At 60.2% G+C, this 15490-nt stretch carries 13 protein-coding genes and 1 pseudogene; 5 read left to right on the forward strand and 9 right to left on the reverse strand.

Going from position 1 to position 15490, the window contains the following annotated elements; genetic code table 11:
- Positions 1 to 10: 10 nt before the first annotated feature.
- The 3 genes from HNQ50_RS18145 to HNQ50_RS18155 form a co-directional block, all read right to left on the reverse strand.
- A complete protein-coding gene (locus tag HNQ50_RS18145; protein WP_184102633.1) occupies positions 11 to 1393 on the reverse strand; it encodes an MFS transporter in 1383 nt (460 codons plus the stop codon).
- A gap of 122 nt (positions 1394 to 1515) precedes the next feature.
- Positions 1516 to 2478 (reverse strand): VTT domain-containing protein, encoded by a 963-nt coding sequence (locus HNQ50_RS18150; protein WP_184102634.1) that lies wholly within the window; start codon positions 2476 to 2478, stop codon positions 1516 to 1518.
- Between the two features lie 230 nt (positions 2479 to 2708).
- Positions 2709 to 3086, reverse strand: a complete 378-nt coding sequence (locus HNQ50_RS18155; RefSeq protein ID WP_184102635.1) for a hypothetical protein — start codon at positions 3084 to 3086, stop codon at positions 2709 to 2711.
- A 178-nt stretch (positions 3087 to 3264) separates the two neighbouring features.
- On the opposite strand from HNQ50_RS18155, the gene HNQ50_RS18160 reads away from it, so the two are divergent.
- The gene (locus HNQ50_RS18160; RefSeq protein WP_184102636.1) at positions 3265 to 4725 is read left to right on the forward strand and encodes an aminotransferase-like domain-containing protein; all 1461 of its coding nucleotides are present in this window, start codon (positions 3265 to 3267) and stop codon (positions 4723 to 4725) included.
- Here the strand turns inward: HNQ50_RS18160 and HNQ50_RS18165 are convergent.
- The 4 genes and pseudogenes from HNQ50_RS18165 to HNQ50_RS18175 form a co-directional block, all read right to left on the reverse strand.
- Positions 4708 to 5913, reverse strand: a complete 1206-nt coding sequence (locus tag HNQ50_RS18165) for a winged helix-turn-helix domain-containing protein (protein WP_184102637.1) — start codon at positions 5911 to 5913, stop codon at positions 4708 to 4710. The two genes, HNQ50_RS18160 and HNQ50_RS18165, sit on opposite strands and share 18 nt — an antisense overlap.
- Positions 5914 to 5988: 75 nt before the next feature.
- Entirely contained in the window at positions 5989 to 6438 is a 450-nt protein-coding gene (locus HNQ50_RS22510) for a trimeric intracellular cation channel family protein (RefSeq protein ID WP_373282241.1), read from the reverse strand.
- A pseudogene (locus HNQ50_RS22570) lies at positions 6436 to 6694 on the reverse strand (trimeric intracellular cation channel family protein); the annotation flags it as partial. The gene HNQ50_RS22510 and the pseudogene HNQ50_RS22570, both read right to left, overlap by 3 nt.
- Positions 6615 to 8963, reverse strand: coding sequence for a penicillin-binding protein 1A (locus HNQ50_RS18175; protein ID WP_184102638.1), 2349 nt, complete (start codon positions 8961 to 8963; stop codon positions 6615 to 6617). The pseudogene HNQ50_RS22570 and the gene HNQ50_RS18175, both read right to left, overlap by 80 nt.
- Before the next feature lie 138 nt (positions 8964 to 9101).
- On the opposite strand from HNQ50_RS18175, the gene HNQ50_RS18180 reads away from it, so the two are divergent.
- Positions 9102 to 9995, forward strand: coding sequence for an HTH-type transcriptional regulator ArgP (locus HNQ50_RS18180; protein WP_184102639.1), 894 nt, complete (start codon positions 9102 to 9104; stop codon positions 9993 to 9995).
- 22 nt (positions 9996 to 10017) lie between these two features.
- Here HNQ50_RS18180 and HNQ50_RS18185 read toward each other — a convergent pair whose 3' ends face one another.
- Together HNQ50_RS18185 and HNQ50_RS18190 are read right to left on the reverse strand one after the other, a co-directional pair.
- On the reverse strand, positions 10018 to 10257 hold the full coding sequence (locus HNQ50_RS18185; RefSeq protein ID WP_184102640.1) for a hypothetical protein: 240 nt from the start codon (positions 10255 to 10257) through the stop codon (positions 10018 to 10020).
- Positions 10254 to 10493, reverse strand: a complete 240-nt coding sequence (locus HNQ50_RS18190; RefSeq protein ID WP_184102641.1) for a hypothetical protein — start codon at positions 10491 to 10493, stop codon at positions 10254 to 10256. The genes HNQ50_RS18185 and HNQ50_RS18190 overlap by 4 nt, the downstream gene beginning before the upstream one ends.
- A gap of 289 nt (positions 10494 to 10782) precedes the next feature.
- On the opposite strand from HNQ50_RS18190, the gene HNQ50_RS18195 reads away from it, so the two are divergent.
- The 3 genes from HNQ50_RS18195 (at position 10783) to HNQ50_RS18205 (ending at position 15477) form a co-directional block, all read left to right on the forward strand.
- Positions 10783 to 12849: a S46 family peptidase gene (locus HNQ50_RS18195; protein WP_221303253.1), complete on the forward strand. Its 2067-nt coding sequence runs from the start codon at positions 10783 to 10785 to the stop codon at positions 12847 to 12849.
- A 219-nt stretch (positions 12850 to 13068) separates the two neighbouring features.
- Positions 13069 to 13677 carry a hypothetical protein gene (locus tag HNQ50_RS18200; RefSeq protein ID WP_184102643.1) on the forward strand — a complete coding sequence of 203 codons (609 nt, stop codon included), beginning with the start codon at positions 13069 to 13071 and terminating at the stop codon, positions 13675 to 13677.
- Between the two features lie 408 nt (positions 13678 to 14085).
- Positions 14086 to 15477, forward strand: a complete 1392-nt coding sequence (locus tag HNQ50_RS18205; RefSeq protein ID WP_184102644.1) for a GntP family permease — start codon at positions 14086 to 14088, stop codon at positions 15475 to 15477.
- Positions 15478 to 15490 lie beyond the last annotated feature (13 nt).

Below are 15490 nucleotides of genomic sequence, written 5' to 3' on the forward strand. Positions count from 1 at the left end.
GGGGCTACGCTTAGCCGCGCTGAGCCATTTCTGCACCGGCATCGTGCGGCAGGCGGCGGGTCACCGGAATCGACAGGATCGAGAAGAAGCCAACCACCACAAAGGCCGGCCAGAAGTCGGACTCTGCAATGTGCGCATGACCTTGCAGGTGGTTGGACAACTGCAAGGTCATACCGGCGATGATCACGCCCAACCCCAGCGACAATTGCTGCACCACGCTGGCAAGGCTGGTCGCTCGGCCGGCGTCTTCGCTGCGGATATCGGCGTAGACAATCGAGTTGAGGCAAGTGAACTGCAAGGATGGGAAAAAACCGCCCAGCACCACAATAGCCAGAATCAGCCAGACCGGCATGGCAGAGGTAAACAGTCCGAACGAAGCCAGTGCCAGCCCGGCCAGCAAGGCATTGATCATGAGCACGTTACGAAAGCCGTAGCGCTTAAGCACGCGCGGCCCGATGCTTTTCATGAACAACGCGCCAAAAGCCGAAGCACAGGTAATCATGCCAGAGTGAAACGCACTCATGCCCATGCCTTCCTGCAGCGCCAACGGTAGCAAAAATGGCACCGAACCCAGACCAATACGGAACAGCGAGCCACCCAGCACACTGGCGCGGAAAGTGGGTATCTGCAAAAAACGCGGGTCCAGCAAGGGGCGGCTGACGTGGGCTGCGCCACGGAAATACCACACCAGAATCACCACACCGATCAGCGTCATTGCGATCGCCCAGCTGAGCGGCACCAGGTGGCTGCCCAACAGCGCCAGGCCCAGCATGGTGAGCGAACTCCCCAGTGCCGAGGTGATGAAACCGGCGATATCCAGCGGGTCTTGCTGGTCTTCCCGCGTGTTGGAGATAAAACGCCCGGCCAGATACAGCCCCAGCAAACTGACCGGGATATTCACGAGGAAAATCCAGCGCCAGTGAAAATACGTGGTGATAAAACCACCCAGTGGCGGGCCAATGACCGGGCCGAACAAGGCGGGCATGGTCAGGTAGCCGATCGCTTTCACCAGATCCGAACGCGGCACCGCCCGGAAAATAATGATGCGCCCCACCGGCACCATCATCGCTCCGCCCATGCCTTGCAAAAAGCGCGCTCCCACAAACGCCGGCAAGGTGCTGGACACCGCACACAGCAAAGAGCCGGCCATGAAGATGCCGATGGCGGTGCGGAACACCGTCCGCGCGCCAAAACGGTCTGCCACCCAGCCGCAGACCGGAATGAACACGCCCAGGCCGACGACATAAGCGGTCAGCGCAAGCTTGAGGGTAATGGGATTCTGGCCAAGATCTCGCGCCAGAACAGGCAACGAGGTGGAAATCACGGTGGCGTCCATGTTTTCCATGAACAGCGCACAAGCAACAATCAGCGGAATGATAAACGGGCGGGACATGCGCAAAACCTGTGACACCACCGGTCAAGTGGTGTGCCGTATTGTACCGGCTTGACTGATATTTCAGAGTAACGGGCTGTAAGCAGACAACCGGGGCAATGCCCCGGTTGATGATCATGAACTCAGGTGGTAGCCGGTGTAACCGGATGCATGAGGGGTGGGAGTTCCGCCTCAAACCAGGCTTCAAGCCCGCCGGCCAGCGGCAGGGTGCGGGTCCAGCCCATCCTGCGCAATTGCTGGGCGGCGGCGACTGCCGTGACATCGTTCGGGCAACTGCAATACACAATGATGTCCCGGTCGGGCAGCAAAATAGAAGCCGCCGTGCCGATCTCCTTGAGCGAGATCGTATACGCGCCAGGCAAGGTGCGCGGGTCCAGCATGCGGCCTTCGGCCGAGCGCACATCAATGATCACCGGATCACGGCCAGACTCCAGGTCCGCCCGCAATTGGGCGACAGAAATGCGCGGCATGTTTTCTGATTGTTCCGCAGCACGGCGGCGGCGGATTACCCGGCCAGCCAGGTAAATGATCACCAGCGCACCCAGCGACCAGACCGCGCCTTCGCCCAGCTGCGCCAGTACGGCCAGCACCAGATCGAGTTCATTGCTGAACAACGCACCCAGCCCCAGAAACACCAGCGCCCAGAACAATGAGGCAGCGATATTCCATTTCAGGAAAGAAAACCAGGACCAGCCCAGCGCACCAGCCAGCGGCGGCGCCACGGCAGAAATGCCGGGGACGAACTTGGCCGCGAACAGCGACAAGCCGCCCCATTTAACGAACAAAGTCTCGCTTTGCCGCACACAGACATCGGCCGAGAGCGAGACCTTACAGATGACACTCAGCACCCGCCGGCCCAGCCGGCGTCCGGCAATGAACCACACCATATCGCCCAGCGCGCCCCCCACTGTCGCGGCCAGCAACAGGCCCAGCGCCAGCTCACCGGAGGCAATGGACAGCGCCCCGACCATGACCAGCAAGGGGGAAGCGGGCACAGGCAAGCCGGCACGCGAGACCAACGTCACCAGAAAAGTCAGTGGTAAAGCGTAGTGCTGGGTCAAGCCCAGCAGGAAATGCAAATCCATGATTGGCACAAGGTTGTTTCGGGCACACCAGGCGGTGCGTCCGGGTTTTGACCACAATTATTCAGAGATTTGAGGCTGAACTGGTGTGATGCAAGGGGCATATCCGACTATTGGCAGAGTAGCCCCCCTGCCCTCTGGCTGCAATGCAGCAGCATGCGTTTTCTCATGCCTGTTTCGCACAAACAAAAACCCGCCGGGCGGCGGGTTCAGAAAGACACCGACAACGGACCTCAGACACGATCTGCCAGCGCAGGCCGCCGACGCAGTCGGGCCATCATGCGCCTGAAAACATCCACAGTGGCGTTGAATCTGGCGAACAACCCCGTCAACAGCCTGGTCGATGCAGGGACCATAAATCCCACACAGCGCAGTTGTCCGCTTTCCGTGGCGTAAAGCGTGGACCAGCCCTCTTCTTGCAGGGTGTAGACCTCGCCGCTATCCAGATAGCGTGGCATCTGCATCATTTCTTCAGCCAGCCAGCGTGGCGCTTCGGCCAGGTGAACCCGGCCGGACAGCACGTGCAACGTCATCCCGGGACGGCCATGGAACTGGAACGTCTGGCCATTGAGCATTTCAATCGTGAGGAAGGATTCAGGCAGGCGGGGCATGCTGGCAGTCTCCGGCGGGTGGGATATGCCATACAGATTATCGATCGCCCTGGCGCCTCAACAGGCACACGCACGCAATCTGTTCACCACAACAAGCCCGCCAAACCGCATCTGTTACGATGCAGTCCAGAAAAATCTGTATCTGTTATGGTTCAGGCCCCAGGCACAGAATGAAGCCATGGACCATTTCCCGCTCTACCGCCAGCTTGCCAGCCACTATCGTCAGGCCATTGAGGCCGGCACCTTGCGTGCGGGCGAGCGCATGCCCTCCGTGCGCACCTTGATGGAACGCCACGACGTCAGCCTGTCTACCGCGCTGCAAACCTGCCGCTATCTGGAAAGCCAGGGCATTGTCGAGGCGCGCCCGCGCTCCGGCTATTTTGTCTGCCACAAGCCCCGTAGCGCCCTGGCGCGCGTGGCCGAACCGGGTATTGCGCTGCCGGATACCGCGCAGTATGTCGGGATCAACGAAAAGGTATCGGCGATTCTGGTCCAGGCCATGAATGCCAAAGTGCAGACGAATCTGGGCGTGGCTTGTGGTGCCCCCGAACTCTATCCAAACGAGCCGCTGCGCCAGGCCGCCGTGCGCGCGCTGCGGCAGAGTCCGGAAATCTATGGACGCGCGGTGCCGCGCAATGGATATCCCGGTCTGCGCGCCGTGCTGGCCAAGCGCGCCATGCACGCGTCCATGAACCTGAGCGCTGACGATATCGTCATCACCCACGGTTGTACGGAGGCGCTGAATCTGGCGATCCGCGCCGTGGCACAACCGGGCGATATCATTGCGGTGGAATCCCCCACCTTCTATGGTGTGCTGCAGATTCTGGAAAGCCTGGGCATGCGCGCGCTGGAGATTCCCACCAGTCCGCAAACCGGTATTTCGCTGGAAGCGCTGGAACTGGCAGCGCGCACCTACAACAATATCAAGGCCGTGGTGGTGGTGCCGCATTTGCAAAACCCGCTGGGCGCCATCATGCCGGAGAGCCACAAAGACCGGTTGGTCACCTGGTGTGAGGCCAACCGCATTGCCTTGATTGAAGACGACACCTACGCCCTTCTGACCGATGACGACACGCCGCTGCCCGCCCTGAAAAGCCGGGACCATACCGGCAACGTGATTCATTGCGCCAGCCTGCACAAAACCGTTGCGCCAGGTATGCGCGTAGGCTGGATGAGCGCCGGCAAATGGCGCGGGCGGGTAGAGATGCTGAAATACGCGCACTCGCGCCCCAACGAGAGCCTGTCGCAGCAGGTGGCGGCCAGCTTTCTGGGGTCGGGGGCGTTTGACCGGCATTTGCGGCGACTGCGCACGCACCTCTATACCCAGCGCCAGCAAGTGGCCCAGGCCATTGATGGTTATTTTCCGGCCGGCACGCGGCTGACGGTGCCGGCGGGTGGCTTTGGCTTGTGGGTAGAACTGCCCGACCAGCGGGATTCTCAGGCCGTGTTTGAAAGCGCGCTGGAGCAAGGTATCCGCGTGGCACCGGGCATCATGTTTTCCAATTCGTCCCGCTTTGCCTCGTTCTTGCGGATCAGTTGCGGCACGCCCTACAACAGCGAGCTGGATCAAGCCGTGCGCAAACTGGCACGTATTGTGGACGGCGCACGCCGCCTGCCGGATTTACCGGCCCAGGTGTGAGCGCAAGTTGTCCGGAATGGCCCCGTATTGCACCTGCGGCGTACCGTGCCATTCCCCACAACGGGTAATGGCGCGTTCAATATCCCCGGCAAGGCGGGCACTGACCCGCACGCCCTCCTCCAGATACAGGCTTTTCACTTCAAACACGCCTTGCGCGCGGTGCGCCTTGGCATCCAGTCGGCCCACCAGTTTGCCCCGGCTGAGGATGGGCAGGCAGAAATAGCCGTATTTGCGCTTGGGCGCGGGCGTGTAGCACTCAAGGGTGTAATCAAAGCCGAACAGCGCCGTCGCTCGTTTGCGATCCCACACCACCGGGTCGAACGGTGATAACAACGTAGTGACGGTAGAAGCCAGTTCGCCATGGTTGGCCGCTTCAATCAAGGGCATCTGATCCTGATGCACCCAGGCCTGTTGTTTGAACCCGGCCAGATTCACCGGCACCAGTTCGCCGGCCGCTTCCAGCGCGTTCAGTTCTGCCAGCCACGACACTTTGCGCAAGCGGTAGTAATCGGCCAGCCAGTCGGCCCGGATCACGCCCAGCGCCTTGCAGGAGCGGCGCACCAGTTCACGCTGTACGGTCGCCATTTCAGGCAGATCACGCCCATCGTGCCAGTGAGGCAAAACGCGTTCGGCCAGATCGTAAACACGCTGGAAATGACGGCGTTCACTCACCATCAATTCACCGGTGGTGAAGAGGACTTCCAGATGGCGCTTTTCCGGTTTCCAGTCCCACCAGCCATTGCCCGTGCCTTGTTCGCGGGTAAAGTCGGCGGAGCGCACCGGGCCGCTGGCGCGGATTTTGTCGATCAGCGCGTCGATATCCGCCTGATGCTGCTGATGCCAGTTGGCAGCATATTTCCAGCCCATGCCGGACGGGTCCAGCATGCGATGGCGCATCAAGGCGTAGTCTTCAATCGGCAAAAAGCAGGCTTCATGCGACCAGTATTCAAACAACTGACGCTCCGCCAGCAATTGCTCCAGCCAGGCCGGGTCATACACGCCAAGGCGGCTGAACAACACGAGATACGGACTACGCGCGACCACATGAATGGTGTCGATCTGCAACTGCGCCATCCGCCGGATAACCGCCAGCACATCAGCCTTGGTGGCCTTGCGCCGGGGCGGGTTCAACAGGCCCTGAGCGTTCAGGTGCAGAGTTCGGGCGGCAGCCAGGGTGAGCGTGTGCACGATAGGAAAATGGGTTGAAAGCGGGCCTTCATTCTAACGAGCAAATGAGGACAGAAACTGTCCTCATTCGTCTGCTCATTCAAAACCGCGTATCCCCTCGCCCGAGAACCCGGGGAGTTCCCACTTGAAGCGAATGGCCAGCGCCCGAAACACAAAGCCCACGCCCAATGCGGTCAGGAGCGCTTCACCCGGGGCCGCGCCCAGCCAGTGCAGGCCGACATAGATGGCGCCGGTCACCAGCGACACGCTGGCGTACATTTCCCGGCGCAGCACCAGCGGGATTTCATTGCACAGCATGTCGCGCAGCACACCACCGAAAATCCCGGTGATCATGCCAAACACCACGGCTACCGCCGGGTGTACGCCGACCCCCAGCGCAATATCACAGCCGATGATGGAAAACGCCACCAGCCCCAGGCCATCGACCAGCAAGAACAGAATGCGCAGACGATGCACATGCCGCGCCAGCAGCGCTGTGACCAGCGCAGCCGACACCGTGAATGCCAGATACAGCGGATGCGCCACCCAGCCCAGCGGATAATGCCCCAGCAACACATCCCGGATCGCCCCCCCCCAGGGCGGTGACCGTACCGATCAGACACAGGCCAAACAGATCCATACCCCGCCGCATGCCCATGATGGCGCCGGACATGGCCTCCGCCACAATTGCAACCAGGTAGATGTAATGCAGCAGCATGGCCTCAGTCGTCATTGGAGAACATCTTGATGATGGAGTCGCGTTCTGATGCTTCGCTGGTCTGATGCACGGGCGCGGCGGCATCCGGCGCAACGGCGCGCGCACACTTTACCGCACTGTGAATGAATCCATGATGGTCATCCACGCACGCACCTTGGGTGTATTCGCTATACACATAGTCATCCCCTTGCTGGGTAATGCCAGAGGGCATGGGGCGTTCTTGTTGCGGGCGATTGACCAGCGCCGTTTTCATATAGTCCACCCACACCGGCAAGGAGAGCGTACCGCCCGTGTAGTGACCCAGGCTACGTGGCTGATCGTAGCCGGTCCAGACCACAGTGACGAGATTGCCACCGTAACCGGCAAACCAGGCATCCCGCGCATCGTTGGATGTACCCGTCTTGCCGGCCAGATCATTGCGCCCCAGCACCATGGCGCCACGGCCCGTCCCTTCTTTCACGACCGAGCGCAGCAGGCTGTCGACCATCCAGGCATTGCGCGCCGAAATCACCTGTTGCCCCTTGGGCCGGGTCGGTTCATTGATCAGCACATTGCCCTGCCGCTGCCGCACTTTGCGAATCAACCGCGGCGGATGCAAGGTGCCGCCATTGGCAAACACGGCATAGCCTGCAGCCATCTGTGTGGCCGTGACCGAACCGGCACCCAGTGCCAGCGGTAAAGAAGGCGGGTTGCGCGTGCCATCAAAACCAAACTGCATGGCGTACTGTTGTGCGTATTGCGCGCCCGCCGCCTGCATCAAGCCGACGGCCACCAGGTTCTTGGACCGGGCCAGACCGCGCCGCATGGTGATAAAGCCTTCGTAGCTATCGCCATAATTCTTGGGCCGCCACGGCTGCGCCCCGGTTTCTTCACGCGTCAACTGGCGCTGGCTGTCGTCCACCATCGTGCCCGGCGTAAAACCCTTTTCAATCGCCGCACCATACACAAACGGCTTGAAGGCGGAACCGGGCTGACGATACGCCTGCAAGGCGCGGTCATACCTGTTGCGGTCAAAGTCAAACCCGCCCACCAGCGCCTCGATATCCCCTGTGGTGCTATCGAGCGACACCAGCGAAGATTCAATCTGCGGCAGGGTAACAAGTTGCCAGCGCGGCTTGCCCACATCCCGCGCATACACCACCGCACCGCGCCCCAACTTGCTGGCTACTGCGGTTTTATCGGCGGTAATGTCGACCGGGGAGCCGTCCCGCTGCACCGCGTGGAGCACATCGGCCTGGCGACCGGTAATCAGCACGGCCAACACGTCGTCACCGCTATCTGGTGTGCCGGCTAACAAGGTGCGTGCGGTTTTGGCATCCGGGCCATCGGCCGGGAGGACCACCGTTTTCACCGCCCCCCGAAAACCACCCGCCAGATTCAACAAGTGACCCCGCACAATCGCATCAGCCCGTTTCTGCGCCGCCAGATCAATGGTGGTGATGATATCCAGCCCTTGCGAATAGGCTTCTTCCCCGTAACGGGCCACGGCCCATTGGCGCACCGCTTCCACCGGCCAGGCGGCCTCACGCACGGCGGCGTGATCCGGCGCCAGTTGCAAGGGTTCGGCCAGCGCGGCTTGATACTGGGCCTCGTTGATATAGTCCAGTTCCAGCATGCGCTTGAGGATGTACACCTGCCGCGCGCGCGCCCGTTCCGGGTTGCTGACCGGATTATTGGCCGAGGGAGCCTTGGGCAGCCCGGCCAGCATGGCCGCCTGAGCCAGCGTAATCTCGCCAATCGGTTTGCCAAAATACATATTGGCGGCAGCGGCAAAACCGTAAGCACGCTCACCCAGATAGACCTGGTTCATGTACAGCTCAAGCAGCCGGTCTTTGCCGTACTCCTGCTCCAGCTTGAAGGCCAGCATCATTTCCGTGATCTTGCGGGTGAAGGTCTTTTCACGCGACAGGTAGAAATTGCGCGCCACCTGCATGGAGATCGTGCTGGCGCCCTGACTGTGATGGCCCGTGGCCGCGTTGGCCAGCGCTGCGCGTGCCAGCCCGCTGAAATCCACCGCCCCATGCTCGTAATAACGGGCGTCTTCAATGGCCAGCAAGGCTTGTTGCATGCGTTTGGGAATCGCGGACAGCGGCAGCACGTCACGCCGTTCCTGGCCGTATTCAGCCAGCAGGGTTTTGCCGTCTCTGGCGTAGATGCGCAAGGGCTGGGCGGGCTGATAAACCGCCAGCTCCTTGATGGAGGGCAAACCTTGCCATACCTGCCAAAGCCACCAGCCTGCAGCGCAACTCAATGCCAGCATCAGACCCAGCGTCAGGCCACAGACCAGCGCCAGAAACCGCCACCAGCGGCGGGCTGGGGCGGATGATGGGCGCGTGGCGTCGGATGAGTTCATGTTATTTTTCCAGTAAGGAGCCCCGGATTATCGGAATGCGATCATCAATGATGAATCAGCCTGAAGATATATCCGCTACCCTTAAAATTTCTTCATTGAGACGTGGTTCACGCCCCCCATACAGGCCAGGATTTCACATTGAGACTTGATCCCAAACAAACAGAAGCCCTGTTGACCGTTATCGAGACCGGTAGTTTCGAGCAGGCTGGCGCACGCCTGCACGTCACCCCGTCTGCGATCTCTCAACGGGTTCGGGCGCTGGAAGAAGAAATGGGCGCGGCACTGGTCATCCGCAGCCGGCCCGTGCGCGCCACCCGCACCGGGCAACGCCTGTTGCAACACCTGCGCCGGGTCATGCTGCTGGAAGAAGACCTGGCGTCTGACCTGGCCGAACAGCGCCACGCGCCACTCTCCGTCACCATTGCCCTGAATGCCGATACGCTGGGTACCTGGTTTTTTCCGGCCCTGGCCGAGATGCTGTCACACGAACAAGTGTTGCTGGACCTGGTGGTGGAAGACCAGGACCACACCTATGAAGTTCTGGAAACCGGCATGGCCACCGGTTGCGTCAGCACCGAACCACGTCCCATGAAGGGCTGCTTTGCTGATCCGCTGGGCATCATGCGCTACCGCATGATTGCCAGCGCGGCGTTTGCCGAACGCTGGTTTGCCGAAGGGCTGACCCGCGCTGCCGCCCGCACCGCGCCGGTGGTGGCCTATACCCGCAAAGACGCACTGCAGGCCAATTTTCTGCAAGACCGGTTGGGCCTGACACCAGGGGCTTATCCGTGCCACTTTGTGCCCGGTTGCGAGCCGCACTACACCGCGATCCGCTATGGCCTGGGTTATGGTCTGGTGCCAGAACTCCTGGTGCGGGACGAATTGGCCAGTGGCACGCTGGTGGATCTGGCCCCGGCACACCCGGTAGACCTGGCCCTGTTCTGGCATGCCTGGAAAGTCCAGTCGCCGCGCATGGAAATCATGTCGCGGCGCATTGGCGAGGCCGCCCGTCAATTGCTGGCCGTGCGCTGATCATGCGTTGATCAAACCAGCCTTAGCGGGCCCATTGCGCGGTATGCCCCGCCCAGACCCGCGGCGGGTGCTGCAATCCGGGGTTTTTGCGGGCCGGTTGTGCCACCGCCTGTGCCGGCAAGACCAGATCATCCGGCAGTAGCAGCGCCAGCGTCATGGCGCAGACCAATGCTGACCCGACAATAAACCCCACCCAGAACCGTACCGACCGCCCGGCGCTGACGGTCTGCGCTTGTTCTGCCGCGCCGCCCCTGGTGATCATTGCGCACCTTGTTGCAAAACAGAGAGCGAGCTTTGGGCGGCTTGCTGTTCCGTGGCGGGGTCCAGCGAGTCCGGGGCAGACAAGATACCGACACCGTGGCTGGCTGCGGCAAGGCCGGCGGCGACATCCATTGCCGCTTCCGCGCTCTGGATCGGTGCGGCAAACTGCAGCGCGGTGTGAGTCGCAAAACCGCCGATAGCAGCGGCAACAAAGAAAATGGCAGCGATGCGTTTCATAATGGTGATCTCCGTGACATCTGTTTTTGTGCAGCAACCCTTTGCTGCTGTGGACAAGACACAGTGTGATCGCCCGGCTCCGCATCGTTAACCAGGTTAAGCATTACTTTGTTATGCCAAAAATAACTTCATGTACGAGTTCGCTGTTGTGCTCTCATTTCATGAAATCTGCATATTGGTCGCTGGTTTCAAACAAGTAACAATCAATACTGGCATGACCCAGGCCTTACCCGGCCACACAACAACAGTCTGCGGGCTACCCGCCGCATTCCCGACAAGAGAGAACACCTTGCGTAAATTACTGATATTGAGCAGTTTTCTGGTACCCAGCCTTGGGCTTGCGGCAGAAGGGATGTGGACGCTGGATCATTTGCCGACCGCGGCAATCGGGCAGCAATACGGTTTCACGCCGGATGCGGCGTGGACTGACAAGGTGATGCATGCCTCCGTGCGCATTGCCGGTGGCTGTTCGGCCTCGTTTGTGTCACCCACTGGTCTGGTTCTGAGCAACCATCACTGCGCACTGTCTTGTGTGGAACAGCTGTCGTCGATCAAGAAAGATTTTGTCAAAGACGGCTTTCTGGCGGCCACGCCGGCCGCAGAAGTACGTTGCCCGGAGATTGAACTGAACCGGCTGGACCACATTACTGATGTGACCGAAACCGTCAAAACCGCTACGGCCGGTTTGACCGGTGCCGCATTCCGCAATGCGCAAAATGCCGTAAAAGCCCGCCTGACCGCCGAGTGCGCGGGCGACAACAAAACCACCACGCGCTGTGACCTGGTCGATCTGTACCACGGTGGTCGCTACGACCTGTACCAGTACCATCGCTATCAGGACGTGCGCCTTGTGTTTGTGCCAGAAAAGTCATTGGGCTTTTTTGGTGGCGACCCGGATAACTTCAATTTCCCGCGCTATGCCATTGATATGTCGTTGCTGCGTGCCTACGAGAACGGCAAACCGGCCGTGGTGAGGGATTATTTCCCGTTCAACCCGGCGGGCGCGCAAGAGGGTGAACTGACTTTTGTTACTGGCAACCCCGGCCGCACCCAGCGCCTGTTGACCGTGGCGCAACTGGAAACGCAGCGCGATATCGTCATACAGCACCACTTGCTGAACCTGGCGCAACTGCGCGGCATGTTGACGCAATACGGTGCCGAAAGCCCGGAGAACGCACGTGTTGCCGCCACCGATCTCTTTGGCATTGAAAACAGCTACAAAGCCCGTCTTGGCCAGTTACAAGCTTTGCAAGACCCGACACTGATGGCCAGGAAACGGCAGGAGGAAGCCGATCTGCGCGCCTTTGCCGCCAAAGACCCGGCCTTGTCCAGCAAAGTCGGCGGCGCATGGGATGCCATTGCCAAGGCTCAGACCATCTACCGCGAGATCGAACCGGACTATCTGACCAAAGAAATCGGCATCGGCTTTGACAGCCAGTACTTCAGAATTGCCCGCGCGCTAGTACGGGGTGCCGCAGAACGCGCACACCCCGATCAACAGCGCCTGACCGAGTTCTCTGAAGCGGCATTACCGCAACTGGAACAACGTTTGTTTTCCACCGCCCCGCTCTACCCGGATTTTGAGCGGGTCAAGCTGACGGCATCGCTGACCAAATTGCGTGAGATCCTGGGTACAGATGATCCGTTTGTGCAGCAAGTGCTGGGCAAGCAGTCTCCCGCGCAGGTTGCCACCCAACTGGTGGCGGGTACACATCTGGGTGACGTGGCGCAGCGTAAAACATTGTGGCAGGGCGGCGAGCGTGCCGTTGCGGCATCGACCGACCCATTCATCGTGTTGGCCAGGTTGGTTGACCCGGCGGCACGGGCCGTACGTCAGCGTTATGAAAATGAAGTGGACGCCGTGGAGCAAAAGAATGCGGAGTTGATCGCACAGGCCCGCTTTGCGCAATTGGGGGACAAGGTTTATCCGGATGCCACCTTCACCATGCGCTTGTCTTATGGCGAAGTACGCGGCTGGCCGGAACGCGGGCAGAATGTGCCACCGTTCACCCACTTTGCCGGTTTGTATGATCGGGCTACCGGTGCTGAACCATTTGCCCTGCCCCAGACCTGGCTTGCAGCAAAAAACAAGCTCGACCTGCAACAACGCATGGATTTTGTCACCACCAATGACATCATCGGCGGGAATTCCGGCAGCCCGGTGATCAATCGGGACGGCCAGATCGTCGGTCTGGTGTTCGATGGCAATATTCATTCACTGGGCGGCGCGTTCTATTACGACCCGGTCAGCAACCGCACGGTCGCCGTGCACAGCGGTGCCATCCTGCAAGCGCTCAAGTACGTCTATGGCGCAGACAATCTGGTGCAGGAACTGACGGTGCCCACCACGCACTAACCCCACCGTCTGGCTGCCAGACCCCACAAAACCGGCATATCGCCCCCACTGCGGTATGCCGGTTTTTGTTTTGGGGCGTTGGGTACATGTGCGATACAAATATGCCTGTGGCGGACAAACTACAGATACATGTCCCTGTTTTAATGGCATTTTGAGGCCATTCGCCTGGCCAGACCAGGCCTGACGACCGGCCCGGCCGCAACATCAGGAGACGCGCCCATGACCAGCAGCATCTCATCAAGCAATTATTCGTCAATTTCCAGCCTGCTGGGCAGCACTGCCGCCAGCGGCACGTCGTCCAGCGACTCACTACTCGATACCGTTCTGGCAGCAGAAGAAGCTGCCACGTCTGCGGCGGCCAGCCCCAGTAGCACTGTGACGCTGGGCAGCAGCAACAGTAATACTGATGCCACCACCTACAATTCGTCCGGCTTGCTGACGTCGCTCAATCAGATCATTGAGCAAAATACATTGAGCGATCCTTTGCTCAGTGGCGATTCGGGTAGCAGTTCAGATGATCTGTTCTCACTGCTGTCGGGGGCCAGTGATACCGCCAACAACACGCAATCGACGCTGGATTCGCTGATCTCCCAACTGGAAGGCGGCAGCGGAACCACCAGCACGGCGACAGGCGCCACCTCCGGTAGCACAGATACGGGGAGTACCAGTACCGGCACGGCAGCCACCAGCGGCACCACCAGTACCGGGTCGACCACCACCTCGCTCGATAGCGAATGGGCGCAAATTCTGGCCGCCAACCCGCAAGCTGCCGCACAAGTCACCCAGGCGTCTACCGACGAGGCCTTGATCAGTTCGCTCTTGCTGTAAACGTCGGCATTGCCCCCAGCTTTGGTGGCCGCACCTGCTCACCCTACAACAAACAGCACGGCCAGTTGCAGAGCGCACTGGCCGTGCTGCTTTTCTCAGCGCATCTCAAGCCCAATACCTGTCTCCAAACCGGGAATTTGTCTATAAACAGAGACAAATCGGCAAACTTGCGCTCCCCCCGTTGATCTACCTCAACTTGCTGCGACCGCACATCGCCTGACGTTTGTCTACGTTTAGAGACAAACCGGATGCCCAGCGCCATAAAACCTGCCGCAAACCCGCATTTTGTAGTCAATTTCAGGCTGGTACAAAACCTGCTAACTCCTTGATACGCACGCGTTGCGCGCAGGTCGCTCCCGCGCCTGCCCATCAAGAATGGCTTTATAAAAATGCCACTGGAGGAGTTACATGGCTCTGCTGATTGTTCTGGCCGCGCTGGCCTTGCTGATGTACACCGCCTATCGCGGCTACAGCGTCATATTAATGGCGCCCATTTGCGCACTGGCCGCGGTGCTGCTGACCGACCCCACTTTGGTGGCGCCGGTATTCAGCGGCATCTTCATGGAAAAGATGGTCGTCTTCGTCAAACTGTATTTCCCGGTGTTCTTGCTGGGGTCTTTGTTTGGCAAGCTGGTAGAGATGTCCGGGTTTTCCAAAGCGATTGTCAACGCCGTGATCGGCTGGATTGGCCGCGAGAAAGCCATTGCCGTGATTGTGGTGGTGTGCGCGCTGCTCACTTATGGCGGGGTGTCGCTGTTTGTGGTGGTGTTTGCCGTCTACCCGTTTGCGGCCGAGTTGTTCCGCCAGGGCAATATCCCCAAGCGTCTGATTCCGGGGGTGATTGCACTGGGTGCGTTCTCGTTCACCATGGATTCACTACCCGGCACGCCGCAAATCCAGAACATCATCCCCACCACTTTTTTCAAGACCACCACCTGGGCCGCGCCATGGCTAGGCACCCTTGGTGCGCTGTTTATCTTTGTGGTGGGTCTGCTGTACCTGAACTATCGTCGCCGCCAACTGATTGCGGCAGGCGAAGGCTACGGCACACAACTGCATAACGAACCCGCGCCAGTCGATACCAGCAACCTGCCCTCACCGTGGCTGGCCATTGCCCCGCTGGTATTGATTGGCGTGGTCAATTTTGCGCTGACCCGGCTCATCCCCCTTTGGTACGGCACCAGCCACACGCTGGCCTTGCCCGGCCTCTCCAAGCCAGTCACGACGGCGATCCCGTCGGTGACGGCCATCTGGGCGGTGGAAGGGGCGCTGCTGTTTGGCTGCCTGTTTGTGTTGCTAACCGCCTTTGGCGCCGTCCGCACCCGGGTACAAGAAGGGAGCAAACAAGCAGTGGCCGGCGCCTTGCTGGCGGCCATGAATACCGCATCGGAATACGGTTTTGGCGGGGTGATTGCCGCGCTGCCCGGGTTCATTGCGGTTAGCCACGCGCTCGCCGCTATCCCCAACCCGCTGGTCAACGCCGCAATCAGCGTCAGTACGCTGGCCGGGATCACGGGCTCCGCCTCGGGCGGCATGAGCCTCGCGCTGGCGGCACTATCTGAACAATTCATCGCCGCCGCCAATGCTGCGCATATCCCGATGGAGGTGCTGCACCGCGTGGTCGCCATGGCCTCTGGCGGCATGGATACGCTACCGCACAACGGCGCGGTGATCACCGTGCTGGCCGTCACTGGCCTGACGCACCGCGAGTCTTACCGGGACATCTTTGCCATCACCGTCATCAAGACGCTGGCCGTGTTCTTTGTCATTACCGTGTACTACCTGACAGGTTGGGTCTGACCCAAGGAGCTTT

It is taken from the genome of Silvimonas terrae, assembly GCF_014202765.1.
Lineage (GTDB): Bacteria > Pseudomonadota > Gammaproteobacteria > Burkholderiales > Chitinibacteraceae > Silvimonas > Silvimonas terrae.

Coding starts and splice junctions, on each gene's coding strand:
- HNQ50_RS18155 (WP_184102635.1), bottom strand. CDS start 3,086: ATGCCCCGCCTGCCTGAATCCTTCCTCACGATTGAAATGCTCAATGGC.
- HNQ50_RS18190 (WP_184102641.1), bottom strand. CDS start 10,493: ATGAAACGCATCGCTGCCATTTTCTTTGTTGCCGCTGCTATCGGCGGT.
- HNQ50_RS18150 (WP_184102634.1), bottom strand. CDS start 2,478: ATGGATTTGCATTTCCTGCTGGGCTTGACCCAGCACTACGCTTTACCA.
- HNQ50_RS18185 (WP_184102640.1), bottom strand. CDS start 10,257: ATGATCACCAGGGGCGGCGCGGCAGAACAAGCGCAGACCGTCAGCGCC.
- HNQ50_RS18200 (WP_184102643.1), top strand. CDS start 13,069: ATGACCAGCAGCATCTCATCAAGCAATTATTCGTCAATTTCCAGCCTG.
- HNQ50_RS18160 (WP_184102636.1), top strand. CDS start 3,265: ATGGACCATTTCCCGCTCTACCGCCAGCTTGCCAGCCACTATCGTCAG.
- HNQ50_RS18175 (WP_184102638.1), bottom strand. CDS start 8,963: ATGAACTCATCCGACGCCACGCGCCCATCATCCGCCCCAGCCCGCCGC.
- HNQ50_RS18205 (WP_184102644.1), top strand. CDS start 14,086: ATGGCTCTGCTGATTGTTCTGGCCGCGCTGGCCTTGCTGATGTACACC.
- HNQ50_RS18145 (WP_184102633.1), bottom strand. CDS start 1,393: ATGTCCCGCCCGTTTATCATTCCGCTGATTGTTGCTTGTGCGCTGTTC.